This window comes from Pseudomonas sp. MM227, from assembly GCF_947090715.1.
Classification (GTDB): Bacteria; Pseudomonadota; Gammaproteobacteria; order Pseudomonadales; family Pseudomonadaceae; genus Aquipseudomonas; species Aquipseudomonas baltica.
In genome coordinates this window covers 3,483,096-3,509,630 of record NZ_OX352319.1, presented here as the reverse complement: position 1 = coordinate 3,509,630, position 26,535 = coordinate 3,483,096, and the positions used below count along the sequence as shown (strand labels likewise).

21 protein-coding genes, 1 tRNA gene and 1 pseudogene are annotated in these 26,535 nt (G+C 58.2%); 13 read left to right on the top strand and 10 right to left on the bottom strand.

All coding sequences use genetic code 11. The features are described 5' to 3' along the window. Window positions 1–88: 88 nt before the first annotated feature. Complete coding sequence (locus tag ONG87_RS15935; protein WP_264382871.1) at window positions 89–1,423, bottom strand: carbohydrate porin; 1,335 nt, start codon at window positions 1,421–1,423, stop codon at window positions 89–91. A gap of 344 nt (window positions 1,424–1,767) precedes the next feature. Between ONG87_RS15935 and ONG87_RS15930 the strand changes: the two genes are divergently transcribed. Together ONG87_RS15930 and ONG87_RS15925 are read left to right on the top strand one after the other, a co-directional pair. Further along, entirely contained in the window at window positions 1,768–1,992 is a 225-nt protein-coding gene (locus tag ONG87_RS15930; RefSeq protein WP_122476696.1) for a VF530 family DNA-binding protein, read from the top strand. Continuing rightward, window positions 1,989–2,630, top strand: a complete 642-nt coding sequence (locus ONG87_RS15925) for a Pr6Pr family membrane protein (RefSeq protein ID WP_264381624.1) — start codon at window positions 1,989–1,991, stop codon at window positions 2,628–2,630. The genes ONG87_RS15930 and ONG87_RS15925 overlap by 4 nt, the downstream gene beginning before the upstream one ends. Window positions 2,631–2,660: 30 nt before the next feature. Here ONG87_RS15925 and ONG87_RS15920 read toward each other — a convergent pair whose 3' ends face one another. The 3 genes from ONG87_RS15920 to ONG87_RS15910 form a co-directional block, all read right to left on the bottom strand. Continuing rightward, a complete protein-coding gene (locus tag ONG87_RS15920; RefSeq protein WP_122476693.1) occupies window positions 2,661–3,440 on the bottom strand; it encodes a siderophore-interacting protein in 780 nt (259 codons plus the stop codon). Window positions 3,441–3,533: 93 nt separating this feature from the next. Next, window positions 3,534–6,632 (bottom strand): transglycosylase domain-containing protein, encoded by a 3,099-nt coding sequence (locus ONG87_RS15915; RefSeq protein WP_264381623.1) that lies wholly within the window; start codon window positions 6,630–6,632, stop codon window positions 3,534–3,536. 150 nt (window positions 6,633–6,782) lie between these two features. Then, window positions 6,783–8,216 carry a M48 family metalloprotease gene (locus ONG87_RS15910; RefSeq protein WP_264381622.1) on the bottom strand — a complete coding sequence of 478 codons (1,434 nt, stop codon included), beginning with the start codon at window positions 8,214–8,216 and terminating at the stop codon, window positions 6,783–6,785. 145 nt (window positions 8,217–8,361) lie between these two features. Between ONG87_RS15910 and ONG87_RS15905 the strand changes: the two genes are divergently transcribed. Together ONG87_RS15905 and ONG87_RS15900 are read left to right on the top strand one after the other, a co-directional pair. Next, on the top strand, window positions 8,362–8,601 hold the full coding sequence (locus ONG87_RS15905; protein ID WP_122476689.1) for a sulfurtransferase TusA family protein: 240 nt from the start codon (window positions 8,362–8,364) through the stop codon (window positions 8,599–8,601). Window positions 8,602–8,641: 40 nt separating this feature from the next. Then, window positions 8,642–9,712: an AI-2E family transporter gene (locus ONG87_RS15900; RefSeq protein WP_122476688.1), complete on the top strand. Its 1,071-nt coding sequence runs from the start codon at window positions 8,642–8,644 to the stop codon at window positions 9,710–9,712. Window positions 9,713–9,801: 89 nt separating this feature from the next. Here the strand turns inward: ONG87_RS15900 and ONG87_RS15895 are convergent, their stop codons facing one another. Both ONG87_RS15895 and ONG87_RS15890 read right to left on the bottom strand, forming a co-directional pair. Beyond that, entirely contained in the window at window positions 9,802–10,275 is a 474-nt protein-coding gene (locus ONG87_RS15895) for a peroxiredoxin (protein ID WP_192052739.1), read from the bottom strand. Between the two features lie 10 nt (window positions 10,276–10,285). Then, complete coding sequence (locus ONG87_RS15890) at window positions 10,286–10,846, bottom strand: glycine cleavage system protein R (protein ID WP_122476686.1); 561 nt, start codon at window positions 10,844–10,846, stop codon at window positions 10,286–10,288. A gap of 331 nt (window positions 10,847–11,177) precedes the next feature. On the opposite strand from ONG87_RS15890, the gene dapA reads away from it, so the two are divergent. The 5 genes from dapA to ONG87_RS15865 all read left to right on the top strand — a co-directional run bounded on the left by dapA (window position 11,178) and on the right by ONG87_RS15865 (window position 14,899). Further along, window positions 11,178–12,056, top strand: a complete 879-nt coding sequence (gene dapA / locus ONG87_RS15885) for a 4-hydroxy-tetrahydrodipicolinate synthase (RefSeq protein ID WP_122714077.1) — start codon at window positions 11,178–11,180, stop codon at window positions 12,054–12,056. Between the two features lie 17 nt (window positions 12,057–12,073). Further along, complete coding sequence (bamC, locus tag ONG87_RS15880; protein ID WP_264381621.1) at window positions 12,074–13,192, top strand: outer membrane protein assembly factor BamC; 1,119 nt, start codon at window positions 12,074–12,076, stop codon at window positions 13,190–13,192. A 3-nt stretch (window positions 13,193–13,195) separates the two neighbouring features. Next, on the top strand, window positions 13,196–13,954 hold the full coding sequence (locus ONG87_RS15875; protein ID WP_122714075.1) for an MBL fold metallo-hydrolase: 759 nt from the start codon (window positions 13,196–13,198) through the stop codon (window positions 13,952–13,954). Window positions 13,955–14,002: 48 nt separating this feature from the next. Next, window positions 14,003–14,716 carry a phosphoribosylaminoimidazolesuccinocarboxamide synthase gene (gene purC / locus ONG87_RS15870; RefSeq protein WP_264381620.1) on the top strand — a complete coding sequence of 238 codons (714 nt, stop codon included), beginning with the start codon at window positions 14,003–14,005 and terminating at the stop codon, window positions 14,714–14,716. A 93-nt stretch (window positions 14,717–14,809) separates the two neighbouring features. Next, window positions 14,810–14,899: transfer RNA gene (locus tag ONG87_RS15865), tRNA-Ser, on the top strand. A 349-nt stretch (window positions 14,900–15,248) separates the two neighbouring features. On the opposite strand, the gene ONG87_RS15860 is transcribed toward ONG87_RS15865, so the two are convergent. The 3 genes and pseudogenes from ONG87_RS15860 to ONG87_RS15850 all read right to left on the bottom strand — a co-directional run bounded on the left by ONG87_RS15860 (window position 15,249) and on the right by ONG87_RS15850 (window position 18,224). Next, the gene (locus ONG87_RS15860; RefSeq protein WP_264382870.1) at window positions 15,249–15,659 is read right to left on the bottom strand and encodes an abortive infection family protein; all 411 of its coding nucleotides are present in this window, start codon (window positions 15,657–15,659) and stop codon (window positions 15,249–15,251) included. Between the two features lie 69 nt (window positions 15,660–15,728). Next, window positions 15,729–16,441 (bottom strand): annotated as a pseudogene (locus ONG87_RS15855) (hypothetical protein); the annotation flags it as partial. A 1,261-nt stretch (window positions 16,442–17,702) separates the two neighbouring features. Next, a complete protein-coding gene (locus ONG87_RS15850; RefSeq protein ID WP_264381619.1) occupies window positions 17,703–18,224 on the bottom strand; it encodes a hypothetical protein in 522 nt (173 codons plus the stop codon). Between the two features lie 266 nt (window positions 18,225–18,490). Between ONG87_RS15850 and ONG87_RS15845 the strand changes: the two genes are divergently transcribed. Together ONG87_RS15845 and ONG87_RS15840 are read left to right on the top strand one after the other, a co-directional pair. Beyond that, window positions 18,491–19,225: a DUF1837 domain-containing protein gene (locus ONG87_RS15845; protein ID WP_264381618.1), complete on the top strand. Its 735-nt coding sequence runs from the start codon at window positions 18,491–18,493 to the stop codon at window positions 19,223–19,225. Then, window positions 19,225–22,707 carry a DEAD/DEAH box helicase gene (locus ONG87_RS15840; protein WP_264381617.1) on the top strand — a complete coding sequence of 1,161 codons (3,483 nt, stop codon included), beginning with the start codon at window positions 19,225–19,227 and terminating at the stop codon, window positions 22,705–22,707. The genes ONG87_RS15845 and ONG87_RS15840 overlap by 1 nt, the downstream gene beginning before the upstream one ends. A 334-nt stretch (window positions 22,708–23,041) precedes the next feature. Here the strand turns inward: ONG87_RS15840 and ONG87_RS15835 are convergent, their stop codons facing one another. After that, on the bottom strand, window positions 23,042–24,070 hold the full coding sequence (locus ONG87_RS15835) for a DUF4238 domain-containing protein (protein WP_264381616.1): 1,029 nt from the start codon (window positions 24,068–24,070) through the stop codon (window positions 23,042–23,044). A 401-nt stretch (window positions 24,071–24,471) separates the two neighbouring features. On the opposite strand from ONG87_RS15835, the gene ONG87_RS15830 reads away from it, so the two are divergent. Both ONG87_RS15830 and ONG87_RS15825 read left to right on the top strand, forming a co-directional pair. After that, the gene (locus ONG87_RS15830; protein WP_264381615.1) at window positions 24,472–24,750 is read left to right on the top strand and encodes a hypothetical protein; all 279 of its coding nucleotides are present in this window, start codon (window positions 24,472–24,474) and stop codon (window positions 24,748–24,750) included. A gap of 203 nt (window positions 24,751–24,953) precedes the next feature. Further along, on the top strand, window positions 24,954–26,525 hold the full coding sequence (locus ONG87_RS15825; RefSeq protein ID WP_264381614.1) for a gamma-glutamyltransferase family protein: 1,572 nt from the start codon (window positions 24,954–24,956) through the stop codon (window positions 26,523–26,525). The last annotated feature ends 10 nt before the right edge of the window (window positions 26,526–26,535 follow it).

The window sequence follows — 26,535 nt, the reverse complement described above, 5'->3', positions numbered from 1 at the left end:
GAGTTTTCTCCGTCATGTTCAAATGGTTCAGCAGAGTTCAAGTTTTTCTGAGCTCGTGTGTGTAAGGGTATTTCAGCGCCGTTTAGTTTCAGAACGATGCTTGAATCTTCAAGCCGCCAATCAATGCGTCGTCGATGTGGCTGACGCCGCCCGGGTGGCGGATGTACTGCAGGTTCGGTCGCAGCACCAGCCAGTTGGCCATGTGAACCCCGTAGTAGAGCTCGGCGCTGTACTCGGTGTCCTGGATCGGCAGGTACGCGGCATCGTTGTAATCGCTGAGCGCGAGGGTACGGTTGTGCCACTCGGCGTTCTTGCGATACGCCGGGTTGACGTGGACCCTGGCCACGGCGAAACCGATGTCGTCGCGCGCACGCGCATCGAACAGACCCTTGTAGACGACGCCGGCCTGGACGTAGTTGTCGATGGCGTTGGTTTTCTTGTCATGCAGGGTGGCGTTGGCGAACACGCTCAGGCCCCGCGAGTTGTCGCTGGCGACACGGGTCAGCTGTTGCTGGGCACCCAGCCAGAAACCGTGGCGGCTGGAAGCACTGCGGTAATCCTGGCCGGTGATTGCAGCAGGCTGACCGCTGCGGTCCTTGTAGACGTCGTCGGCGTCTGCGGTGCTGTAGTAGTAGCCGGCACGGTACTCGCCCGGCAGCCCGCCGAGCGTCGGCTTCCAGATCAGCTCGACTGGCAGCATGGCGCCTTCGGTACCGCTGCCGCTGAGCTTGAAGCCGTTGTCGTTCTCCAGGTTCGAGGGGTTCTGCTCGAAAATGCCGACCTGGGCGTACAGCTGCGGTGTGATGTTGTACTTGATGCGCAACGCCCACTGGCTCACCGGCCAGTTGTACCAGACGCTGCCGACCCAGTTGCCCACCTGTGAGCCACAGAACGCCAGGTTCTGGAAGTCGCACGGGAAGCTGTTGAATTCTTCGCCTTCACCGAAGCGACCGGCCTTGATGTCCAGGCGCTGGTCGAAGAACTTCTGCTGGTACCACAGCTGGGTGATCCGCGTAATGTTGCCGCGCCCCCAGACTTCCTGCGCCGATGTGAAACCGCCGACACGCGGATCGTTGATCCGGTCGTTGCTGATGTTGTCGCCGTTGCGGTCGGTCAGGGTGAGCTGGAACTCGGCGTCGTGCCAACCGAGGATCTTCTCCAGGTCCATGTGCACGCCCAACGCAAACTGGTCGCTGTAGCGCGTGGCATGGTCGTGGTTGTAACCGCCGTGCAGGTTGCTGCCGACTTCGCCGGTGTAGTCGAGCTTGAAATCGTAGCCTTTGGCGGAAAGATCTCCGCGGGTGCCGTTCCAGTCGCCGAACATGAACGGAGACTGCGAATCGAAGGCGGGCAGGGCAACAGCGCTTTGGCTGGTGCCCAGGGTACCCAGTGCAAGTAACGCGGTGAACGGCAAAAACGCCATGGGGCGTGAGGGGGCAGTAAGAGGCATTGGCAGAGGGTTCTTCTGGTGGGTCCGAAGCTGTTCGAGAAGCGCTTCGTTATTTTTCAAAAGTGAAACGTTTCAGTTTGTTGCGGCGGAAGGATATAGCTCGAGGCCCCGCTTTTAAAGCCGGGTTTGAAAGAGGGTCAGTTGCCGAAACTGCAACAGTGCGGCGGCTTGCCGCAGGCGGCGCGCACGCACGGCGCGGTCTGGCGCCTGCCCGAATGGGCATTGCGGCCGATGGCGAGCGCCCAATAAAAGCTTTGCGCCGCCGTGCCCGTTGGTTAAGGTGCGCACCTTCTGCCCCGCCGTTTCTGGAGCCTGGCATGCATGAGCCTACACACAACCCCCTGCACGGCGTAACGCTGGAGCAGATCCTCATTGCGCTCGTGGCGCATTACCAATGGGAAGGACTGGCGCAGCGGATCGACATCCGCTGCTTCAAGAGTGACCCGAGCATCAAGTCGAGCCTGACCTTCCTGCGCAAGACGCCTTGGGCGCGGGAAAAAGTCGAACGGCTCTATGTGCAACTGCAGCGCGGCAAGCGTTGATCCCTGGCGAACGCCGGTTGGTTGCGCTGGCGGCGGCCGCCACCTGGTTTGCTCTGGCCCTGCAGCTGTATCTGGTGCTGTGGTCGCGCTGGCAGATCGAAGCGAGCCTGCTGGGTGGGCTGGTGCATTTCTTCAGCTTCTTCACCATTCTTACCAATACGGCAGTGGCTGGCGTGTTGACCGCTCACGTGTCGACGTGCGACTCGAAATGGCGGCGTATCTGCCTGCGGCCCGCGGTGAGCAGTGGGGTCATGGTCAGTATCGTTGTGGTCGGCGTGGCCTACAGCCTGTTGCTGCGCAACCTGTGGCAGCCCCAGGGTTGGCAATGGCTGGCCAACGAGTTGCTGCACGATGTGCTGCCGGTCGCTTTCGTGCTGTATTGGGCACTCTGCGTGCCCAAAGGTACGTTGCGCTTGTGGCACGTACCGGCGTGGGCGATCTATCCACTGGTGTATTTCGCCTACCTGTTGCTGCGTGGACAGAGCATCGGCGTCTACCCTTATCCGTTCCTGGACGTTTCGAAGCTGGGCATGGGGCAGGTCTGGTTGAATGCACTGGGCGTATTGATGGCCTTCCTTGGCTGCTCCGTGCTGGTGTTGGCTGTGGACCGCTGGTGGGGGCGTCGGGGCACGCGCTAGGCGACCCCGTGCACCGACCAGGCGCCAGCGTCACTCGCCGTCGTCACCTTCGAGCCGCCAGTAGCCGGCGGCCTTGATCTGCTCTTCGCTCAGCCCATGCTGGTCGAGCAACACGCGCCGCAACTTGCGCGAGAGCCCCGCCTCGGTCGCGATCCAGCCGTAGACCACGCCTTCGGGCAGGCGCAGGTCGCTGACCGTCTGCAGCAGGTCGCCATGGCGACGGTCGACCCAGATCACCTCGAATGCCGCCGCGCTGTCGAACGACTGCTGCTCGTCGGCGTTCTCTACCTCGACCACCAGCAGAGCACGACGGTTGGCCGACAGTTCTTCCAGACGGCGCGCCATGGCTGGGATCGCCGTTTCGTCGCCGATCAGCAGGTAGGCGTCGAACACATCCGGTACATGCATCGAGCTGCGTGGGCCGCCGATGTGCAGGAATTGACCCGGCTCGGCCTGGGCCGCCCAGGTTGCGGCGGGGCCGTCGCCGTGCAGGACGAAGTCGATGTCCAGCTCGCCGGCTGCAAGGTCGATGCGCCGTGGGGTGTAGTCGCGCATGTCGGGCTTGGCTTCGTCCGGCGTCGGTGCTCCCAGCACCATGGTGTCGAGCGCCGCTTGCTGCTCCGGGGTGGTGGCGAACATCAGCTTGATGTGGTCATCGCAGCCTTCGCTCACGAAACCGGCCAGCTCGGGGCCGCCGAGGGTGATGCGGCGCATGCGTGGGGTGAGCTGCACAACACGCAACACCTGCAGGCGGCGACGTTTGATCTCGTGCATGACACGATGAATACCGAATGGGTTGTCTGCCTTCATTGCGGGGCTCCTGGTCCGATAGGGGGCTATCGACATAGCTTATTACGCCGCCAGGCCCGCGTGAATGAATTCGTTCGCCGCGCGCCCTGCCATTCAACGTGCAGCCTGCAAGGGCGCACTGCACTGGGTGTGTGCACCCGGCTGCAGGTAGGGAGTGAGAATCGGAGCCATGCCCTTGAGCACCTGCACCGGAAGCGCCGAAGTGAAGCGAAAGCCCTCCGCCGCCTTGCCCGGCACGAATGCGGTCAGGGTGCCGAAGTGGTTCTCGCCGATGAAGAACACGAACGTGGCGGTACGGTTGATGGCCTTCGAGCTGATCACCCGGCCCCCGGCACCGAAGCTGGAAATGCGGTTGTCACCGGTGCCGGTCTTGCCGCCCATCACCAGCGCCGTGCCGTCATCGGTCTTGAAACTGCCCGATACCCGCCGCGCGGTGCCGGCGTCCACCACCTGCGACAGCGCCTCGCGCATGGCCGCCGCGACCTCGGCGGGCAGAACTCGCTTGCCGCGGTCCGGATCGCTGATCACCCGAGTGTCGTAGGGGGTGTCGGCAGCAAAATGCAGGGTGTCGATGCGCACGGTAGGCAGCTTGATGCCATCGTTCTGAATGATGCCGATCAGCTCGGCCAAGGCCGCAGGGCGGTCACCCGAGCTGCCGATGGCGGTCGCCAGCGATGGCACCAGATGATCGAACGGATAACCCACGCGCTGCCAGCGCTGATGGATATCGGTAAACGCTTCGATCTCGAGCATGGTGCGAATACGGTTGTCGCGGGCGCGCTTGTGGCGACTGTTGAACAACCAGCTGTAAACCTCCTGCCGTTCGAACCGGCTGGCCGCGCCCGCCTCGCCGAACTTGGCATCCGGATGATTGAGCAGGTAGCCCAGCAGCCACAGGTCCAGCGGGTGGACGCGCGCGATGTAGCCCTGATCCGGCAAGTTGTAGCGGCCTGGGCCATAGCCGGTGTACATCTCGTTCAGGCGCTTGTCGGTGACGTTGTCGCTTTTGCTGTGCTCGCGCACGAAGCGATCGAATTGCGCCTGGGGCGCATTGGGGTACAGGTAGCGATGCACGGCCGCCAGCCGCTGCGGGGTAGGACGCATGCCGTCGAGGAAGGTTTCCAGGCGCTGCTCGGTGGTCTTGCGCTGGTACTTCTTCCAGAAGCGCTGGAGGAACTCCGTGCCTTCGCGATCGGCGAAGCGGGCCAGGTATTCCTGGCGACGCGGATCGTCGTCGTCCCTGAGCAACTGCCCGCTGTTGCTTGGCGCGGAGTAGGTGCTGTAGCGCACCAGGTCGCGCATCAGGCGGATGAAGGGCAGGTTGATGGACTCCTGCAGCGCTTCCTTGAGCGTGGGAATGCGGCCGTTGTCCTCGCGCCGAAAGTTGCCGAAAGTGTGGATCCCGCCGCCGGTGAAGAAACTCTCGGCAGGGCTTGCCGAGTACTTGCGCTCCAGGGCGGCGCCGAGCAGTGCCCGCGCATCGACGCCGGGGTTCTGGATCATGTAGTCGAGCACCCAGCGCGACAGCCGATCGGCTTCTTCGATCTTCACCTGGCGCAGTTGCGCGGGTGTCTGCCCGGCATAGCGCTCATGCAGTTCGTGAATGATCTCGAGGTAGGTGGTGAGCACGCGCATCTTGGCCGTCGACCCCAGCTCCAGCTTGCTGCCTTCGTTGATGTCGAAGGGCTGGTCGGTGTTGTCGGTCTGCACTCGTACCCGCGAGCCGTCGGCCGTCCGTTCGAACAGAGTGAAGCTGTAGCTGACCTCTCGGGTGCTGGCCGAGGTCAGCAGGCGCTCGCCGATCAGGCCGATCTGCTGGGCGAAGGCCGGGTCGGCAAGGTGGCGCAGATAATCACTGGCCTGTTTCTGCAGATCGGCATGCAGGGTGGTGGTGGCCGAGAGGTCCAGCCGGTCCAGGTCGTACAACGGTCGGTCAAGCATGAACGAGAGGCGGTTGCGCGCCACGCTGATGCCCTTGTTCGACTCGTTGGGTTGCCAGGTAGGCTCCTGCACCCAATCGCGGTACATGACCTGGCTGGCCAGGGCTGCGGTGGCCAGGGTCGGGTCAACGATACCGTTGGCGGCCAGCAGGCGAATATGGCTGTCGGTCAGCTCGGCGAGGTCGTCATGGCCCTTGTTGAGGAAGTACGAAGGACGGCGCTGGGCGATCATCAGCGACAGTACCTGGCGCAGGGCGAGCCCACGCGCGGCTTCGCTGGCGGGGTCGGTGGTGGTGCTGGCGAGGGCGCGGTTGACCTGCTCGAAATCGGCGCCATACCAGACCCGCAAGCCTTCGGCCATGCCGTGCACTTCACCATGGCCGGGCACGGCCGACAGCGGCACGCTGTTGAGGTAGTCGCGCACGACGCGCTGGCGTGCCTCCAGGGTCTGCGGACCGTCCTGATAGGCACGCACGCTGGCCGAGATCATCTGGCGAATCTTCTCCGGCCCGGAACCGGTCAGGCCGTCGGGCGAGTGTCGATACTTCTCCAATTGCGTGGCCAGGGTGCTGCCACCGGCCGACTGCCCGGGGAGGGCGAACATCTTGGCTACCTGCGACCAGGCCGCCTTGGCAAAGCGCGGCCAATCCACGGCAGGGTTGAGCAGGGGTTCGGGGCTGTCGAGCAGGCCGCGGTTCTCGACGAACAGCAGGCTGTTGACCATGACTGGCGGAATCTGGGCGAACTCGGTGTAGAGCTGCTGGGGGTAGCGATACAGGTACAACGGGTCGCCCCGGCAATCGGTGATCACCAGCCCGGCCTGGGGTTTTTCCTGATAGGGCACGAACAGGTCGTGCCCGGCGTAACGCATCAGCGCCGGCGAAAAATGCGTCTGTCGTTCGACCACGTAATTGCGCTTGAGCAGCCGTGGAATGAAATCGCCCAGGGCGCTGTAGCCCAGGCGCTTGTCGAACGGGCCCTCGCCTGGATAGACGATAGCTTCGCTTGGCCCCGGCTGCAGCTCGTAGGTCAGCGACGCCGCCCAACGGCTGAATTCGCGCGCCTGCAGTCGCGACGTCCGCATTTCCGCGTACATCGCATACGCCAGTGCCGCGACAGTGATCACCACCAGCAACCAGAACAGACGCCACCACAGGTGACGTTGACGTGGGCTATCTGGCAATGGAGACGGGTCAGGACTGCCAGCCGGGGTTGCAGTCTTGTCAGGTTCGGTTTGCCACAAAACGCCCATAGATATTCACACCGGTCACGGAAAATTCATCGCACCTGGAGCAAGTCTAGACGCTAGAGCAGTTGCGTGAAAAAAATGTGAAAATCAATGTGTCGGATATGTCGGTTCATTCCGATCGACTCTGCGGGCCCGATTCGGCCCGCCGGGGTCTCAGCGCAGCATTTCCTTGACCAACCGATCCTGCTCGATCAACTCGCGTTGCCGTGCATCGATTCGCGAGGCGAGCTGGAAGTTGTCCGCAGCCCGGCGCTTGGCCAGGTCCAGTTGCTGGATGGCCTGGTCGAACTCGCCGACCAGGGCGAAAAACTCGGCGCGTGCCTGATGCAGCCCGATGATGTTGCCGTTCTGCCCGCGCGTTTCGGCCACCAGGTACCACACGTCCGGGTCGTCCGAGCGGCTCTTGAGCAGGTTTTCCAGGCCTTTTTCGGCATCCGCCATGCGGTTCTGCTTGAGCAGCACGTCGACCCGCTTCTGGTTGATCGGGTAGTTGCCGGGATACTGCGTCACCAGCCGATCGATGCGCTGCTGGGCATCGGGAATGCGGTTGTTGGTGATGTCCAGATCGACCTGCGCCAGGTTGAAGGTGATGTCGTCCGGCTGTTTGCCGAGCAGCTGCTTGAGGTTCTCCCGCGCTTCGTTGAGTTGGCCAGCCTTGACCTGAGCCAGCGCCAAGCCATAGCGCGCGGGGAGCGCATTGGGGTTTTCATCCAGTTGCGCGCGGAAGCGCTTGGCTGCCAGCCCTGGGGTTTCCTCGTAGTACAGCTGAACGCGCGCGCGCATCAGTTGGTACCACAGGCTGTCTTCCTTGCCCCCTTTGGCGGCCTGTTCGGCGCGGTTGCGCGTGTCGGCGATACGCGATTCGCTGACCGGGTGAGTCAGGAGGAATTCCGGCGGCCGTGCATCGAAACGGTACTGGCGCATCAGGCGTTCGAACATGGTCGGCATGTTGCGCGGGTCGTAGCCGGCCTTTTCCATGTTGATGATGCCGATGCGGTCCGCCTCCTGCTCGTTCTGCCGGGAGAAGCGTCGCTGTTCCTGGATCGCCGCAGCCTGGCTGCCGGCGATTGCCGCAATGCCGGCGTCACCGGCACCGGACGCGGCGATCACGATGCCGGCCAGCAGCGCCGCCATCATCGGCAGTTGCATGCGCTGCTGCGCCTCGACCCCGCGCGCGAAGTGGCGTTGCGACAAGTGCGCCAGTTCGTGGGCCAGCACACCGATGTACTCACCCTCGGTTTCGGCATTGAAGAACAACCCGCCATTGACCCCGACGATGCCCCCTGGCGCAGCGAAGGCATTGAGCTCTTTGCTGTCGATCAGGATGAACTCCAGGCGCCGGTCGTTCAGCTGGCTGGTTTCAGAGAGCCGATACACGCTGGTTTCGACGAAATCCTTGAGCTGTGGGTCATTGAGCTGTTTGACCTGACCGCGCAGCAGGCTCAGCCAGGCACGACCCAACTGATGCTCCTGCTGGGGCGAGACGATCGCGGAACTGGCGTCGCCAAGTGACGGCAGATCGCTGGCGTGGCCCGGCAGCGCCAGCAGGCAGGCAAGTGTCAGCAGGGTAGGGCGCAGAAAGGGCATGCACTGAGCTCGGCAGATGAAAGGCCCTACTGTAGCCGCCCCATCCGACGACCACCAGAGGCGCCGGCCTTGGGTTATCCTGTCGCGCCGCTGGCTGCCGCGATCGAGGCGGCATCACGGCTTTCTTTGGTTGGAGAAGATATCGATGAGCGATGCGCCTGAATGTGACGCCGAGCTGGACACCAGCGGTCTTAATTGCCCGTTGCCACTGCTCAAGGCCAAGCTGGAACTGAACCGGATGGCCAGTGGCACGGTATTGAAGGTGATCGCCACGGACGCCGGCTCGCAGCGCGACTTCCGCTCGTTCGCCACGTTGGCAGGTCACGCGCTGTTACATGAACAGGCGCTGGACGGGGTCTACTCGTATTGGTTGCGCAAGGCCTGAGCCACCACCTTCGGTAGCTGGGCCATTCAAGGGAATTTCAATGTTCAAAGTGTTACGCAACTGGATCCAGCGGTACTTCTCCGACGAAGAGGCCGTCGTCCTGGCGGTGCTGCTGGTGCTGGCGTTCACCGCCGTACTGACCCTGGGCGGCATGCTGGCGCCGGTGCTGGCAGGGATGGTGCTGGCGTTTCTCATGCAGGGCCTGGTCAATTTCCTGGAACGCTTGCGGGTGCCTTCGGGCGTGGCCGTGGGAGCGGTGTTCGCGCTTTTCATGGGTGCGCTGGCGCTGTTCATGCTGGTGCTCGTGCCGCTGCTCTGGCACCAGTTGATCACGCTGTTCAACGAGTTGCCCGGCATGCTGGGCAAGTGGCAGTCACTGCTGTTGCTGCTGCCCGAACGCTATCCGCACCTGGTCAGCGACGAACAGGTGCTGCAGGCCATCGAAGCGGCGCGCGGCGAGATCGGCAAGTTCGGCCAGTGGGCACTGACCTTTTCCCTGTCCAGCCTGCCACTGCTGGTGAACATCATGATCTATTTCGTGCTGGTGCCGATCCTGGTGTTCTTCTTTCTCAAGGACCGGGTGATGATCGGCCGCTGGGTCAGCGGTTACCTGCCGCGCGAGCGGGCGCTGCTGACTCGGGTGGCGCAGGAGATGAACCGGCAGATCGCCAATTACATCCGTGGCAAGGTCATCGAGATCTTCATCTGCGGGGTGGTGACCTACATCGCGTTCGTTGCGCTGGGCTTGAACTACGCGGCGCTGTTGGCCCTGCTGGTAGGCGTGTCGGTAGTGGTGCCCTATGTGGGCGCCGTGGTGGTGACCGTACCGGTGACCTTGATCGCACTGTTCCAGTGGGGTTGGGGCGACCAGTTCATCTACCTGATGGTGGTGTACGGCATCATCCAGACCCTGGACGGCAACGTGCTGGTGCCGCTGCTGTTCTCCGAGGCGGTGAACCTGCACCCGGTGGCGATCATCTGCGCGGTGTTGCTGTTCGGCGGGCTGTGGGGGTTCTGGGGAATCTTCTTCGCCATCCCCCTGGCAACCTTGTTCAAGGCCGTGCTCGATGCCTGGCCGCGCCAGGAGCCCACCGTGGCGCCGATGCTCTGAAACCGCGGCGCGGCCTTCGCGGCCGCTGACCGCTCCTACACACGATCGTCGCAGGAGCGGTCAGTAGCCGCGAAAAATCCAACCCCCTCTCAACCCTTGCTCAACGCCTGTGCCGCCTCCAGCACGCTCTGCACATGCCCCGGCACCTTCACGCCACGCCATTCCTGGCGCAACACACCGTCCCGGTCGATCAGGAAGGTGCTGCGATCCACGCCCAGGTATTCCTTGCCATACAGCTTCTTCAACTTGATCACGTCGAACAGCTGGCACAACGCCTCGTCCTGATCGCTGATCAGCTCGAAGGTGAAGCCCTGCTTGGCCTTGAAATTCTCGTGGGACTTGAGCCCGTCGCGCGACACCCCGAATACCTCGGTGTCGGCGGCCTTGAACTGCTCGAGCAGGTCACGGAAATCCTGACCCTGGGTGGTGCAGCCCGGCGTGCTGTCCTTGGGATAGAAGTAGACCACCACCTGGCGGCCCTTGAGCTCGCTCAGGTGGACGGTCTGGCCGCCGGTGGCCTGGGCTTGGAAATCGGCTACAGGTTCGTTGAGAGCGACAGCCATCGGTCAGTCCTTACATGGGGTTCTGTGGGCGCCAGGGTTCGATCAGCGCATCCAGGTTCAAGGCATCGGCGAAGTCCAGGAACTGGTCGCGCAACCAGCTGATCTGCACGCCGGCGGGCAGTGTCACGGTAAACGTGGCATTGAGCATGGTGCCACCGGTCTGCGGCGCCTGGTAGGTGTCGCAGGTCAGGTTCTCCAGCTCGACGTTGTGGTCGATGAAGAACTGGCACAGCTCGTTGATGATGTCCGAGCGGTACGCCGAACTGACGTAGGCCACGTACGGCAGCGCCTGCGGGCGGCTGTCGAGGGTGGCGCTGCGCACCAGGCTGACCGTGAAGTCGTGTTTCTTGGCCAGCGAAGCCAGGCTGGTTTCCAGGCGCGCCAGGGCGTCCCAGTTGCCTGCTACCTGCAGCACCAGGGCGCTGTATTCGCCGTGGCGGGTCAGGCGCGAGGTGGACACCGAGCAGCGGGCGTCGTGGGCCGCGCGGCACAGTACATTGGTCAGTTCCATGGGATTGCGGCCCAGGGCGCTGATGACGAGGAATTGTTCGCGAACTGTGGGGGTGGACATGCAGCATTCCTAAAGCGATGAGCGGTCGGCGGCGTCAAGGGGCCGGATGACTGGTTCAAGGCCTGCGCCGTACCTCGTGCGTACCCCTGCCAACCGCCCGGCAACGCCCGCAAATACGGGGTAAAGCCAGGTGGCAAGGCTCAGGGACGGGGTTCGAAGCGCCGTTACGGCAGGCGATGACCAGGCAAGAAAGGCAACCCCTGCCGATCAAAGTCTGAAAGGGTATAGAAAACCGGCGCCAAGGGGAATGCTCGCGGCGTGGTACTTCGCTTGTGCAAGGTGGATAGCGCCAGTACCATTACCGCTCTCTTTTTCCGGCAGGAGCGGTTGCATGATTGCGGGCAGTATGGTGGCACTGGTCACACCCATGGACGCCCAAGGGCGTCTGGACTGGGACAGCCTGAGCAAACTGGTGGACTTCCATCTGAAGGAGGGCACCCATGCCATCGTCGCGGTCGGCACCACCGGCGAATCGGCGACGCTCGACTACGAAGAACACATCAAGGTCATCGAGCACGTGGTCAAGCAGGTGAACGGGCGTATCCCGGTCATCGCCGGTACCGGCGCCAATTCCACCCGCGAGGCCGTCGAGCTGACCCGCAATGCCAAGAAGGCCGGCGCCGATGCGTGCCTGCTGGTCACGCCGTACTACAACAAGCCGACCCAGGAAGGCCTGTACCAGCACTTCAAGCACATCGCCGAAGCCGTCGACATTCCGCAGATCCTCTACAACGTTCCCGGACGCACCGCCTGCGACATGCTGGCCGACACCGTCGTGCGCCTTTCCAGCGTGCCCAACATCATCGGCATCAAGGAAGCCACCGGCGACCTGGCCCGTGCCAAGGACATCATCAGCCGTGTCGACAGCGACTTCCTCGTGCTGTCGGGCGATGATCCCACTGCCGTCGAGCTCATTCTGCTGGGTGGCAAGGGCAATATTTCGGTCACCGCCAACGTCGCCCCGCGCGCCATGGCCGACCTGTGCAATGCGGCGTTGAAGGGCGAGGCCGAACTGGCCCGCGCCATCAACGACAAGCTGATGCCGCTGCACAAGAACCTGTTCCTGGAAGCCAACCCGATTCCGGTCAAATGGGCGTTGCATGAAATGGGCTTGATGCCCGAAGGCATTCGCCTGCCGCTCACCTGGTTGAGCGCCACCTGTCATGAACCGCTGCGGCAGGCCCTGCGCCAGTCCGGCGTCCTGGTTTAATTGAGGAAGTAAGACGCATGAAGCGATTGGCTGGCCTTTCTGCCCTTGCCTTGGTCATTTCGAGCACCAGCGGTTGCGGGTGGCTCTGGGGCGAAAACGGTTACTTCCGCGATCGTGGCAATGATTACCTCGAGGCGACCCAAACCGCCCCGATGCAACTGCCGCCCGGCGTGCAAACCGACAAGCGTCTGGATCCGCTGCTGCCGATCCCGCGCAACGTCGCCGACGATAACGCCAAGGCTTCCGAATTCGAAGTGCCGCGCCCACTGCCTTTGCAGGTGGCTGCGCAGGCCAGTGATTTCTCGCTGCAGCGCAGCGGCGAAAACCGCTGGATCATGGCCCAGCGTGCGCCTGCCGAGGTCTGGCCGATCGCTCACCAGTTCTTCGAGGACAACGGTTTCCGCATCGCCGAAGAACGTCCGCAAACCGGTGAATTCACCACCACCTGGCAGCGCTTCGACGAGCTCTCCGCGTCCATGGCACAGCGCCTGAGCGGTGCTACCACCTCCAGTGCAAGCGAAACCCGCGTGCGCGTGCGCATCGAACCAGGCGTACAGCGCAACAGCAGCGAAATCTACGTGGTCAGCGTCGAGCGCCCGGCCGGCAGCAGCACCGAGCCCGATTTCCCGGCGCGCTCGGTGAACACCGGCCTGGACTCGATCCTGGTCGACCAGATGCTCGCCAGCATGACCCGCGACTCAGAGCGCGGTGGCTCCGTATCTCTGGTTGCCGCGCGTGATTTCGACGCGCCCAGCCGTGTGGCCATGAGCGAAGACGGCAGCGGCAACCCGGTGCTCAACGTCGGTGCCGACCTGGACCGTGCCTGGTCCAGCGTGGGCCGTGCCCTGGAGCAGGGCCAGTGGCGCATCGAAGACATCAACCGCAGCCTGGGCCTGTACTACATCAACGTTGCCGAGTCCGCCCAGCGCGCCGACGACAAGCCCGGCTTCTTCAGCCGCGTGTTCGGCAATGCGCCGAGCAAGGAAGAAATCGAAGCCCGCGCCGAGCGTTATCAGGTGCGCCTGAGCAAGGTGGGCGACAGCGTCCAGGTCACCGTCGAGAAGAACATCAACACCGTGGCCCCGGCAGATGTTGCCCGCCGCGTGTTGGGTGTGATTCAAGACAACCTGGGTTAAGCGATGCGTTTTGCCGTTCTCGGCAGCGGTAGCCAAGGGAATGGCACGCTGATCAGCAGCGAAGACACCCATGTGCTGGTCGATTGCGGTTTCTCCCTGCGCGAAACCGAACGTCGGCTGGCCCGCCTGGGCCTGAGCGCCGCGCAATTGAGCGCCGTGCTGGTGACCCACGAACATGCCGACCATGTGCATGGCGTGGAGCTGCTGGCGCGCCGCCATGGCGTGCCTGTCTACATGAGCCTCGGCACCGAGCGCGGCCTGCGCAAGCCGGTGCCGGTACGCACCCATGTGCGCTGCGGCGACGTGCTGGAAATCGGTGCGTTGCGTATCGAAGTGGTTGCCGTGGCCCATGACGCCCTGGAGCCTACGCAGTACGTGTTCAGCGACGGCAAGCGACGCTTCGGCCTGCTGACCGACCTGGGCTCCCACTGCGCCAGGGTGCGTGACCATTACCAGGGCCTGGATGCCCTGATGATCGAAAGCAACCACTGCCGCGACATGCTTGCCCGTGGGCACTACCCTTATTTTCTCAAGCAGCGCGTCGGCGGTGACTGGGGCCATTTGAACAATCACCAGGCAGCCGGCCTGGTGGCACAGTTGGGCTGGCAGAACCTGCAACACCTGGTGCTGGCCCACCTGAGCAGCAAGAACAACCTGCCGCAGCTGGCCCGGCAATGCTTCGTCGACACCCTGGGGTGCGATGCGGACTGGCTGCAACTGGCCGACCAAGATTCAGGGCTCGACTGGCGCCACATCGCCTAGCGTCCCAAAGGGGCGCCTAGCCCATACTTTTAGCAAGCGGAGCCCATCATGGAAAAACGTGAAGAACTCTACCGCGGCAAAGCCAAGTCGGTGTACAAGACCGACGACGCCGACCGCTTGATCCTGCTGTTTCGCAACGACACCTCGGCGTTCGACGGCAAGCGCATCGAACAGCTCGACCGCAAGGGCATGGTGAACAACAAGTTCAACGCCTTCATCATGCAGAAACTGGAAGCCGCTGGCATCCCGACCCAATTCGACAAGCTGCTGGCCGACAACGAAGTGCTGGTCAAGAAGCTCGACATGATTCCGGTCGAATGCGTAGTGCGCAACTACGCCGCCGGCAGCCTGGTCAAGCGCCTGGGCGTCGAAGAAGGCATGAAGCTGAACCCGTACACCTTCGAGCTGTTCCTCAAGGACGACGCCAAGGGTGACCCGTTCATCAACGAATCCCACGTCGTCGCCTTCGGCTGGGGCACCGCCGAGCAACTGGCGAAGATGAAAGAGCTGTCGCTCAAGGTCAACGACGTGCTGACCAAGCTGTTCGACGACGTCGGCCTGCTGCTGGTCGACTTCAAGCTCGAGTTCGGCGTGTTCAGCGACGGCTCTATCGTTCTGGGCGACGAATTCAGCCCCGACGGCTGCCGCCTGTGGGACAAGGACACCCGCAAGAAAATGGACAAGGACCGCTTCCGTCAGGGCCTGGGCGACGTCATCGAAGCCTACGAAGAAGTGGCCAACCGCCTGGGCGTGCCGCTGTAACACCGCTGCAGACGCGCAAGCGCCTGAATTCGCAAATTATTTTGCATCAGGGGCTTCGCGTTTGGCGCAGACGCTGGTATGATTCGCGCCGTTGGAGAGATGCCAGAGTGGCCGAATGGGACGGATTCGAAATCCGTTGTACCTTCACCGGTACCTAGGGTTCGAATCCCTATCTCTCCGCCATTATTTATCGAGGGTTTGATTTTTTTCAGACTTTTGGGTGTGCAGTAAAATTGGCGGTGATCCCACAATGATCCCACTTGTTGAAAAAGCCCGACCCCACGGTTGGGCTTTTTTTCGTCCGCAAGATCGTGCCCGAATTTCATAGCTGAAATCTCGTACATGGCTAATGCATGCCTCGATTTTCGAGCCCAGTTAATCCTCGGTAGACCTTTCCAATGTGAGAGGCTCGGTGTATGCCAGGATCTTCCTAAGATAGCCTCCGCGTACTCCTTAAGAAGGTTTCCTAGGCTGCTGGTGTGGACCTGCTTGCGTGGGATGGAACCAGCAGGGGCTACCTATAGCCTCGCCGTTACTGGCCTCTATGCTTATGCGTCTCTGTGACAAAGTCGATGAAACTTACGGCCGCGTTGACGGCGAGGCGAGCGTGACGTGCTTCTAAGCCTCTATGCGCTCCATCTCGGCCGTGCCCACTTCCATACAGACCTCGGAGAAGGGCGAGGTGGTGAGGTATTGCTGTGAGGCTTCTGAGGATGCTCTTGATGTTTTCAGCGCCTTTGGCTTGATCAGAAATACCATCCGGTACGAGGTCCAACGCTTTTGCCAAGAGCTTAGTGAGATCACCAACGTCAGCAGTTCGGGTAAATGCGATTCCGCGAATTGTTAGGATCGATTTGCAGCAGCTCTCGACGAGTTCTTTCGCGGTGCCAATAGCGAGCCCTGGATCGGATTCGATAGCCCGTTCTAGGCGCTCAATTTCCATCTCCATGTGGTTAGCATCAAGCAGATCGGCTGCTGATTTCGCCCGGCTAATTGCCCGGGCGTTCGACTGGGTCGTTCGGCGTGCTGTGTAGCGCCATCGTGCCCCCATTCTGTGTTGTTCTACGATCTCCCACCCTTCAGAACGCAGCGGTTTGTTGATGTTCTCAGCGATAGATCTTGCTTCGGCTTGAGTTGGGCGCACGAGAGGGTTGAGGGTTTCGCACACGAATCTCAAGAAGCTGTCAGCGGAACTTGTCATCAGGCCGAATCGTGAGTCGTCGAATATCCAGAATTCGTCCCAGTATCATTGTTTATGCGGTGCTGGAAGATGTCGCCCTCAGCAGACGCGTATCGTGAATCGTTGGATGGCAGGTTTTGGAGATCGTAGAGACGCTTCAGAAAAGTTACTTCATCTAAAGCCCCGGACCAAGACACTCCGTCACGAAAGGTGTCTGCGATGTCTTGACGAGCTTCGATCGAAAGCGTCGGACCCACCGCCCGCCAGTTTGGTTTGACATTGATAAGCGGGGCAATTTTTATCGAATACCAGTGAGGCGTTAGATTAGACGTAACTTCTTTAAGGCTGCGCTCTAGGATGGCGATGATGCCCTCGCGTCTATTCCCGAGCTTCGCATATTCCGCGGTATCCAGCGACAGGATGACGTCCCACAGCTCCGTACCCCCATTCCAATTGTCAAAACCAACCTCCTCGCAACGTGCATTTGCAACGCGAAGGATTTGAGCCGCCTCCGACTCTCCCTCTGCATCAAGGAGCAAACACATCGTGCCCAAGGCGTTATCGAGAAGCGCGGCATCCATTCAAGAGTCTCCTGTCAAAGGAGCATACTAGAAGAGTTGCATCCTCGAGTCACGTTACTGGTGCTTTATGCGCATTTGGGACGATTCAGTCATCGTTTAGTCGGATGAATCCGCATCGTCTACGTTTTTGCTGAAGTCTGATCTACAGGTTTACTTGTCGTCGGGATTATCAACGACTCCAATAACTTCTGTCTGCTCTAGATGTTTGGATGCTGAAACACAAACTCTATGTCGTCGGAAACGGACCTTGACCAGCGGGAAAGAATAGATTCAATTTTCTCGAATTAAATGCTTTGGTCTCTGTGGCCGTATATGGGCTTAGAGGTGGATTGATTTTCGCTTTCGACGCAAAGCGCTCGACGTGGTCAGGTGGCGGGTTGATTCTAGGTGGATTGAGGTTGAACGACATTATAGTATTCCGTTGTAGATGATGTCATTTGATATGAAGTCAACGCGCGCTCTTCATTAGCTAGCTCCGGCTAGTATCTCTAGCCCCAGAAGCTGTATTTCTGCTTTCGTTCTTTGGTTTTTCGTCTCTATAACGCCCTTGCCTTCAATAAAAGCGTACCGGTAGATTTTTCGGCCCATAATCAGTTGCTTCAAAGGTGCAATCCATTTGAGATACTGAGTGACTTTTTTGCGTCTATCAATTCCCGTTGAGCTGGATAGTTTGAGGTCCTAGTAATAACCCCCCATGCTTCGCATGCTTGAATTCAGCACTATTGCGCCATCAATCGCTCCCTCAAAATATGGAAGGGTCTCAAGGTCAAGCTGAGATGCTTGATATAGCGCGATTACTACATCCGCAGCCAGCATGCAGTACGAAGTTCACGACTGTCCCTGTAACGCACGCCGAATATGATAAGCTGAAATCTGTGGTTAAGCCCTTGTAGAGTAAAATAAAAATCTCCAGTTTTTGATCGCCAACTATTCCGTAGCATGCATTTCTGCTCGTATCGATCAAAGAGTCGACTGGCGAAAGTTTGGGTGTCACTATCTAAGACCAAATGTAATAATCCGATTTAGATAGCCAAATTGCAACTTTTCACGTCAGGATAGTCTTCCCACTTCCTCCGTTCTCTCCTGAAATAAATAGAATCATTTGATAGCCTCGGATCTGAGAAATTGTGAGTAATACTATATCGGTCAGTGGTAGCTGATTTGCCACTAATAGCTCTAATTCGGCGGGAGTAAATTAGTCGCCTTTTCGGGAGCGTCAATCCGCTCAGATGTTAGATCTACCAGGCTTATGTTTTTTGCAGAATCTGTGGGATTGTTCCATCCAATAAGCGCGACCTCGAACTAGGAACTTAATGATGTCCGCCTTTGTGTACGTCGCTGATATGCCATTGCCCTGAAAGGGTAGGACGGTTCTAAAGTTTTCGTTCCACTGCCAGACCAGAAGCGATGAGAGGCTGATGCCTGCTAGTAAAGAGAATTTTTCCGTGGTGATAGTTGTGGATGTATCCACTTCGGGTAGTTGATCTTTGGATAAAAGAATAGCTATTCGAGGATAGCTGTGACGCTTGCGTGGTCCCTTGACTCGAAGTTCATGCGATTCAACCTGCGAAGCCTCAATTTCAGAGATCGAAGGAAGTAGCGATTTTATTATGCTTTGTTCTGAACTTGATGGACCGCGCTGTATTGGGCGTTCATTTTTGGTAAGGGTGACGACTGTATTGTTCTTAATTAATGATTTGGTATTGTCGGAGAAATGACTTTGGTTTTGCGATTTTTTATTGTTCATGATCTTATTTCATTATTGTTTTTGTAAGTATACAGCATTTTATAACTGTTGTTTGTATTGTTAGCTTTATATGTATGCTTCATATGATTTGGTTTGGTTTGGTTTGGTGTGATTGGGACTGAGCAAAAGGATTTTCGTCAGCCGCTGGCTTTTTGCCACTCAGAGTATAGGATGTCGACACTGGGGATCTGCTTTCCCTGCCATGGATGGTGGCGTGCCCACCAGTACGCTTTGAGGTCAAAATGACTAGGTTCGTCGAGTGGTGTGTGGAAACCGAAACACCCGTTTCCGCCCATAAGTTGCACCGGCTTAATGCGGAGTCTCCGAAAATTGCTCACGCAGTGACGGTCGTCGCTGAGGCGGTCCCGAGCTTTTACGCCATTCCTTCCAGGCTCTCGGATCTTCTAGCCAAGCTTGGTAAACCTGCCGCCGCAGATTACATAGCAACGAAACTTCCGGTGACTAAAGCCATTCGTTCGGGTGATCTGGGTGAAATTTTGTGCAATGCGTACGTGCTAGAATCAACAAGATTTAATTTAGGTGTAAGGCGGCTCCGGTGGAAAGACCATCGTGAGATGTCTATGCGGGGTGAGGATGTTCTAGCCTTTAGTTTAGATCTTAAGGGAGGGCTCTATATACTGAAGGCTGAAGTTAAAAGTCGGGCATCTATGACATCGGCTGTGATAAGCGAGGCGCGAGATGCGCTTTCCTATAATAATGAACTTCCGTCCCCCCATGCTATCTCCTTTGTAGCAGACAGACTGAATGAGGCCGGTGACGCAGTACTTCGTGATGCTCTTGATAAGGCTCAATTAATAGGCGGAATCAAACAGTCCCAAGTTACGCATATGCTTTTTACATTTTCAGGTAGCAACCCCAGCAATCTGCTAACAAAGAATTTGAATAGCTATTCGGGGACAGTCCCCCAGCAATATGTCGCTTTGACGGTATCCGAACATCAAGAATTCATCAAGTCGGTATTTGAAACGGTGGTCAAGTAATGGCGAGCACACTCGAAGAGGTCCGCAGTCATTTAAAGCTGGCCACCCAGCAAGGATTTCGTCACAAGCTTTTGGCTCGTGGTCAGTCTCGCGGAATGATATGGCGAGAAGGAGAGCTGCCAGCCGGTGCGCCTAATTTCAGTTCTGATTTGTCCGATGACCTATTGACTTACGGTTATTCGCTTTTAGCTCATGCGCTTCGGTTTCTGGACTTGGGCGGGGAACCCGAAACTGCTCGTGTGGGATTTGAAATTGCAGCTGAGGCAATTGAGGCAGTTTATTTCAAGGGGGCAGAAACGGATGACAAAGCTTTTCATCTACTAATCGCTGCATCGTCTTACCACTTGGGTCGTTTTTCCGCAAGAGCCTATTCCCTGCTTTATCAGGGCATGGCAAAGCCTAATCTGACGACTAGTGAGCTTGCATTAACTCAATTGATGTTGAGAGACTTAACCGGCTTCGCCGAAGGTATTTCAAGTTGGTTTGCGTCTGGCAAGGGCTCAGAGCGAGCTGTTATAGACGAACTATCAAATTTTGTTGGGATTTCAGACCGGTCGGAAAATTCTGAAGACTTTGGTCCGCTGGATGAAGCAATAGATTTGGCTATAGAAGATAATTTTATGGCCGCAATGTCAATTTTCATGACTGCCCTTGAAACTGGTAAACCGGGACTTGTAGATGAAGCGTGCACGCGCTTGGATCACGGCTTAGAGGTGGCTGGTGAGCTTAATGCGGTGTCCCAGTGGTGGATTCACCGCATCGCGGTATATCTAATCCGAGGACTCTGGCAAACGAGTTTTCACGAGACATTACCAGTCAGTGGGCCTTCAGGGGAGCTTTCGGAAAATTGGTTATGGCTGAGGAGGGTCTTTATTGCATCTCTTTACAAAAGAAATAAATCTGAGATCGAGTTGTGGCCGTCGCAATTAGAAGCCTCAGCAAAGGTTGTGGATAGCAATGCGCACCTTGTTCTATCATTGCCCACCAGCGCCGGGAAAACGCGGATTGCTGAGTTATGCATCTTAAACTGCTTGGCAGAAGATAAGCGTGTGGTATTTGTCACCCCCCTGCGTGCGCTATCTGCTCAGACGGAGATTAGCTTAAGACGCACCTTTGCTCCGCTAGGCAAAACTGTGTCTAGTCTCTATGGAAGCATCGGAGTTAGCGGTGAAGATTCCAATACCCTGAAAAATGCTCACATTGTAGTAGCCACACCCGAAAAGCTAGATTTTGCTCTTAGAAGTGATCCCTCTCTTTTAGCCGATGTCGGCCTAGTGGTTCTGGATGAAGGGCACATGATCGGCTTGGGTGAGCGCGAGGTTCGCTATGAGGCCCAGATTCAAAGGCTGCTGCGTCGCTCAGATGCCGGAGTAAGAAGAATTGTCTGCCTTTCAGCGATCCTCCCTGACGGAGGCCAGTTAGAAGATTTCGCCGCATGGCTGACCAATGATAGTGACGACGGGCTGATCAAGCACAGCTGGCGACCTACACGATTGAGGTACGGTGAGATCGATTGGAAAGTTGATCAGGGTCGACTGAATTTCACCGTAGGTGATGAGAAACCGTATATTCCCAAGTTCGTGGTTGCTAAAAAACCTACTAAAGGCAGGGCAAGAAAGCTGTTTCCGTCAGATCAAGCAGAGCTTTGCCTCGCAACTGCATGGAGGCTTGTTGATGATGGACAAACAGTTCTGATCTTTTGTCCCCAGCGTCGCTCAGTCATGCCTTTTGCTCGGAAAATTATTGAAATGAATAGGCGGGGGCACATTGATTCTGTGCTAGAGGTTTCGCCTGAGATCTTATCCACAGCCCTCACAGTCGGAGCTGAATGGTTTGGTCAAGATCATGACATTCTTGCTTGCTTGAGACTTGGTATTGCTATTCATCATGGGGCGCTGCCTACAGGCTATCGAAAGGAGGTCGAAAGGCTGTTGAGGGAGGGTGTGCTAAAAGTCACCGTATCTTCGCCTACTTTGGCGCAAGGATTGAACCTGGCTGCGACCAGCCTGATATTTCATGGTCTAAATCGCGCCCGTGACCCCATCGATATTTCCGAGTTTCGCAACGTCGTGGGAAGGGCGGGGCGAGCGTACATTGATATCGAAGGGTTGGTTCTGTATCCGATGTTTGACAAGCACAAAAATCGCCGCCGGGATTGGAATCAACTCATTTCCAGTCAAAAAGGCAGAGAAATGGAGAGCGGCATCCTTCAGCTTATTCTGTCGCTTCTTGTCCGCATGGGCTCAAAACTGGGCAGCCTCGATCTCAACACGCTGTTGACCTACGTCGCAGGACAAGGCGCATGGGATTTCCCAGAGGTAGTCGCAGAGGATAGCTCTGAGCGGGAGGTCCAACATAAAAAATGGCGTTCCTATCTGATGAGCCTCGATACGGCGCTGCTGAGCCTTTTGGGGGATGAGGAAATCGATGATGATGAGATTGAGTCAAAGCTCGAGGCAGCGTTAGAGCGCTCGCTCTTCATACGCAGGATTGCTCGTCAGATCGAACCAAATCAAATTGCCTTGCGGGGTGCTCTCGTTAAACGTGCGGAATTTATCTGGCGTGAGACGACTCCTCTTCAACGACGAGGCTATTTTCTGGCTGGCGTAGGTTTAGCTACGGGCAAAGAGCTGGATGCGAAGGCAGCCGAGCTGGAGGAACAACTTCTTCTGGCGAACATTGCGATTGAGGATGGAAAGTTTGATGTCGCTATCCTAGCTATTGAAACGTTCGCAACGGTTGCTTTTTCGATCCCCCCCTTCGCTCCAACCAAGCTCCATGATGACTGGCGTAGGATCCTAGCAGGATGGTTGGCGGGGAGATCATTGGTAGGAGCTGACGATGAAACCATCCAGTTTATCGAGCAGGCATTCGTTTACAATTTGCCTTGGGCGATGGAGGCTGTGCGTGTTCGTGCGGAGGTAAACGCTGATCCTTTTGCTGACACTCTTTCCCTAACCGACTTCCCCATGGCGCACCCTGTAGTCGCTTTAGAAACCGGTACGTTGAACATGGCGGCCGCTACCCTAATTCAAGCTGGCTTCAGCTCCCGCCTAGGGGCGATTGCTGCGGTTGGGCTCCCGAATGGTGACTTTGACTCAGTGCAAGGTCTCAACATGTGGTTAGCGACTCCAGAGGTGCGAGAGCATGGTCTGTTGCCTTGGTGGCCAACTATCGAGTCTCACAGCCTTTGGCAGGAATTCGTACACCCTACCAAGACCCCTCTGGTCAAGCCGTGGGCTGTGAAATCCTATTTTGCCGACGTTGACTGGTTAGGGGACCCCCCGCCTCAAGGCGCTGCACTCCGATTTGGACTTCCTGGAAGAAATCCCCGTGGAGTGTTCGCAGCAGATTACTCGGAGATCGGACGATTGCGCTGGAGCCCTAATCCAGAAGCTCTCGGACTAGTGATAGCTGAATCGAATGGAGCTGCGAATCAACTTCGTTTTGAGTATCTAGGACCTGATGAGATTGTGTCTTAGGCAGAGGACGCCAGTGGAGAACGCTGGCGGCATTCAAGGTAGTACTGAGCTTCGTCTGAAGGTCGCCAATTGCGTGTGATATGAACGAGTCTTCAGGGCCCGCTTTGCAGCGTGTAACAAATGGCCGCTAGCGACTGTAGATCACATCTCCCAGCGTATGGCTGCGGGTGCAATCTCGTTTCTCGTAGTCATCTCTTTGGCAGGAAGTGAGATTGTGTTGTGTGGACCGTCTGTTACCATTTCTTGGAGTGCGCCTCCAGGACCTGCTTCGCAGAATGCAACCAGCAGGCGTCTTTTGGTAAGGTGTTTGCGTGATCATCAACGCTAAGCGCCCTCAAGGTCTGTCTTGTAATTGCCTCTCCGCAAGACACTGCTCTTCGTGCCAGTTTTTCCAGGCTGCAAGCTCGACGTTAAAGGTTTTTGGGCAAACCACCCTTGGCCGAATTAAATGAATGTCTCCTGATTCTTGGGCGAAGACATAGCGATCAGCGTGCTCGATGATGATCTTCCTAATCAAACTAGCCGTCGTAGCGCTAAGCGTGGTACCTCTCGGCCAGACCTGATTACCGATACTTGTGTAGAGTAGGTGCTTTGGGCTCAGTGGTAGCAGGATGTCTCCATTCTGGACTCCCCAGCCTCCACGAAAGTCGTAGTTTTCTGTATCTTGGAAGTTAAGACGAATGAGTGGGTTGTCCGATGTAGGCCACGCCATGTCTTGGGGGGCATGCAGGATGGTCCACTTGTGTGTGGGTATACGTCCAAGCGTTTTGGTGAGCAAGTGCTTCATCTGCCAGATCCACAACCGCCTACCGACGACTGTTTCGGCTTTAACGTAGCGATCCCCGCCTGGAGCAGTCTTAATTGAGACTTTGAAAATTGACAAATTTTCGATGTCTTCCTTGCCGGCCGATAGAGGCTTGCTCAGCTCTGCTGCTTCACCTAGGTGGCTGACGGAGCGCTGCATGGACTGCTCCATAGATGCTAGCAGTGAGTCATTCTGACGACGGATGAAGTCCTTCAAACGAGCTGGAGTGCGGACGTCCAAAGCAACGGCGAACCGCACCAGCCGTCTCCAATGTTCGGGAGACATACGATCTTCCTGTGTCACTCTGCGGATAGCCTCTGCGGCGGGATTTTCAAATTCGGTATCCAGCCACCTCTCGAATTCGTCTGTTTCTTCTTGGCCGGCTAGGTAGGTATATAGGTGCTGGTGGAATGCAATGCCCTTCAAGGACTGCGGCTTCCATAACGGGACGCTTTCGTTCGGTACTAGTAGTCGATAAGTTTTGATCAGACCACCGAGAGCCCATTGCTTTAGGTAGAGCCGGGGCACGTAGTGGTGGTCTTTTCGGAGCTGCTGCATTCCAGATTTCTCATAAAAAAGAGTGTGGGTCCGCGTGATCATACATGGAGCGGCGGGCGACCAAGTACTCCTTCGGCGCACGCATGCCTTGGGCGAATGACGCTTTCATCCAGAAGTGAACATATGGCTACGATGGGCTCACCGTTTTCGACAATCAATGGCGAATAAATTCCGCTTAATTTTGGTAAGCCATTAGGGATTAAGCGACTCCATCTCTAGCGGAACCGAGAGATTCCCATAATCAACAAATTTAAAAACTGTTATAATAGTAGGCTATGACTTTTCTGAGTGTTAATTTATGCTCGTTTAGCCTGTGGAGTCTACCGACCGCGGCCCTTGCTGACTTCAACCTCAATGACCGACAACTGGCTGAGCAGATCAAGGATGAAGGGGAGAAGGTGATGGTCGATGGGATGGACATGGACGCTCAGGGCCGTCTGTACATGACCGATGCCGAGCATCATCAGGTGCTGCGTCGCTGGCCGGATGGCCGCCTCGACGTGGTCGTGCGCGACCCGCGACTGGTGTGGCCGGACGGGGTATTCGTGACTGCCGAGTCGGTGTACGTGACGCTGGGGCAGTGGAGCCGGATGGGCAAGGGATTCGACACCCGGCAGCCGCCGTATTTGTTGGTCAAGGCACCTATCGAGGCCACCCCGCAGTTCGACGCTGCACAATGACCGAAGCGGGGGGCACAGATCGTGCTCCCGCTGACCGCGCAATCCCTCCGGACAGATCCGAGTACCCCAACGACTTCAATCGTGAAACCGCGTTGCTATCCATGCCCCCGAGCCTCATCCGCCACCAGTAAAAACCACGGCACACATATTGCTCTGCTAACAATAACTTCATAGATAGCTAGCAAAGCCGGGGCCCCCAAATCATGATCGCTACCTCCTCTCGTGCGGTGATCTGCACGCCTCACGCCCAGGCCAGTGCCGCTGGGATGCAGATCCTCGAAGCCGGTGGCACTGCCATTGATGCCATGTTGGCAGCCAGCGCCATGCTCGCCGTGGTCTTCCCGCACATGACCGGCCTGGGCGGGGATGCCCTGTGGATGATCCACGACACCCAGGTGCGCACCATCGTGGGGATCGGGCAGGCCGGACAGCGTTTGCCCGACGGCGGAGTCATCGGTTTGAGAGGGCCATCGTCGGTCGCCACCACGGCGGGTGCGCTGGCGAGCTGGCACACGGCGGCGACGATCAGCCGACATGAGTGGGGTTCGAATTTTGGTTGGGCCGACCTGTTGCAGGACGCCGCCAGCGTGGCGGAGGCGGGCACGCCGGTTTCACAGTCGCAGCTGTTTTGGCAGACATTGCGGCAGCCACTCATCGAGCAATTGCCGGACCTGCACGGTGTCTGCAAAACCGATGGGCGTTGGCTACGCGCGGGCGATACGCTGCGCCAGCCGGCGCTGGCCAATACCTTGCGGCATCTGGCCAGGCACGGTGTCGAGGACTTCTATCAGGGCGAGTTGGCCCACGCCTTCGAGGCGGCGTTCGATCGGCTAGGTTGTGGCTTGACCCAGGCCGATCTTTCGGCCACGCGAGCGCCGCTGGTTGCCCCGATCTCAGTACCTTATCGCCAGGGCCGACTCTATAACGTCGCGCCGCCGTGCCAGGGTCTGTACACGTTGCAAGCCATGGCCGCACTGCAGCATAAGCCGCTCGCGCGGGTCGGCAACGGCGGCGCGCTTTACTACCACTACCTGGTCGAAGCCATCAAGCAAGGCCTGCTGCGCCGTAACGCGCAGTTGTGCGACCCCCTGAACACGCTTTGGGATTTTGCCGCCAGTCTCGATGAACGGCACATCCAAGGGTATGCCGATGCCATCGACGACCAGCGTGCAGCTCCGTGGAACGAGCCGGGACGTCCGGCCGATACGGTGTGGATGGCGGCGACCGATGCCCAGGGTCGCACGGCCTGCCTCATCCAGAGTTTGTTTCACGACTTTGGCTCTGGCTGTATTCTGGGTGACACCGGGGTGCTGTGGCAGAACCGTGCTGCGGGTTTCAACGCCAACCCCGAGCACGTCAACGGCTGGGCTCCTGGCAAGCGTCCCGCGCACACGCTCAACCCGTCCTGTTACCTGGCGGACGATGGCCAGCGCTGGTTCTTCGGCACGCAAGGGGGCGATGGCCAACCGCAGACACAGATGGTTCTGGCGACTCAGCTGATCGACTATCGGCAGCCCATCGATCAGGCGCTGGCCACTCCGCGCTTTCTGTTGGGCCGCAGTTTTTTCGACAGCACCGACAACCTCAAGCTCGAGGGCGATATGCCTGCCGCGACCATCGAAGGCCTGGCGGCGCTCGGCCATGAGGTGGAAATCATAGCTGCGCAGAGCCCGATGACGGGCCATGCCGGTATCATTGCCATTGATGCCGAGGGTCGGCGCAGCGCCATGCATGATCCGCGAGGTGAGGGTACGGCCCTTGGCCAGGTAGACTGAGCGTCGAACC

Excerpts from the sequence above, each read along its gene's own strand:
- ONG87_RS15860 (WP_264382870.1), bottom strand. The coding sequence starts at position 15,659 with ATGGAAATTGAGCGCCTAGAACGGGCTATCGAATCCGATCCAGGGCTC.
- ONG87_RS15905 (WP_122476689.1), top strand. The coding sequence starts at position 8,362 with ATGAGCGATGCGCCTGAATGTGACGCCGAGCTGGACACCAGCGGTCTT.
- ONG87_RS15915 (WP_264381623.1), bottom strand. The coding sequence starts at position 6,632 with ATGGGCGTTTTGTGGCAAACCGAACCTGACAAGACTGCAACCCCGGCT.
- ONG87_RS15900 (WP_122476688.1), top strand. The coding sequence starts at position 8,642 with ATGTTCAAAGTGTTACGCAACTGGATCCAGCGGTACTTCTCCGACGAA.
- bamC (WP_264381621.1), top strand. The coding sequence starts at position 12,074 with ATGAAGCGATTGGCTGGCCTTTCTGCCCTTGCCTTGGTCATTTCGAGC.
- ONG87_RS15895 (WP_192052739.1), bottom strand. The coding sequence starts at position 10,275 with ATGGCTGTCGCTCTCAACGAACCTGTAGCCGATTTCCAAGCCCAGGCC.
- ONG87_RS15920 (WP_122476693.1), bottom strand. The coding sequence starts at position 3,440 with ATGAAGGCAGACAACCCATTCGGTATTCATCGTGTCATGCACGAGATC.
- ONG87_RS15830 (WP_264381615.1), top strand. The coding sequence starts at position 24,472 with ATGGTCGATGGGATGGACATGGACGCTCAGGGCCGTCTGTACATGACC.
- ONG87_RS15840 (WP_264381617.1), top strand. The coding sequence starts at position 19,225 with ATGGCGAGCACACTCGAAGAGGTCCGCAGTCATTTAAAGCTGGCCACC.
- purC (WP_264381620.1), top strand. The coding sequence starts at position 14,003 with ATGGAAAAACGTGAAGAACTCTACCGCGGCAAAGCCAAGTCGGTGTAC.
- dapA (WP_122714077.1), top strand. The coding sequence starts at position 11,178 with ATGATTGCGGGCAGTATGGTGGCACTGGTCACACCCATGGACGCCCAA.
- ONG87_RS15935 (WP_264382871.1), bottom strand. The coding sequence starts at position 1,423 with ATGGCGTTTTTGCCGTTCACCGCGTTACTTGCACTGGGTACCCTGGGC.
- ONG87_RS15850 (WP_264381619.1), bottom strand. The coding sequence starts at position 18,224 with ATGAACAATAAAAAATCGCAAAACCAAAGTCATTTCTCCGACAATACC.
- ONG87_RS15930 (WP_122476696.1), top strand. The coding sequence starts at position 1,768 with ATGCATGAGCCTACACACAACCCCCTGCACGGCGTAACGCTGGAGCAG.
- ONG87_RS15910 (WP_264381622.1), bottom strand. The coding sequence starts at position 8,216 with ATGCCCTTTCTGCGCCCTACCCTGCTGACACTTGCCTGCCTGCTGGCG.
- ONG87_RS15825 (WP_264381614.1), top strand. The coding sequence starts at position 24,954 with ATGATCGCTACCTCCTCTCGTGCGGTGATCTGCACGCCTCACGCCCAG.
- ONG87_RS15875 (WP_122714075.1), top strand. The coding sequence starts at position 13,196 with ATGCGTTTTGCCGTTCTCGGCAGCGGTAGCCAAGGGAATGGCACGCTG.
- ONG87_RS15890 (WP_122476686.1), bottom strand. The coding sequence starts at position 10,846 with ATGTCCACCCCCACAGTTCGCGAACAATTCCTCGTCATCAGCGCCCTG.
- ONG87_RS15835 (WP_264381616.1), bottom strand. The coding sequence starts at position 24,070 with ATGCAGCAGCTCCGAAAAGACCACCACTACGTGCCCCGGCTCTACCTA.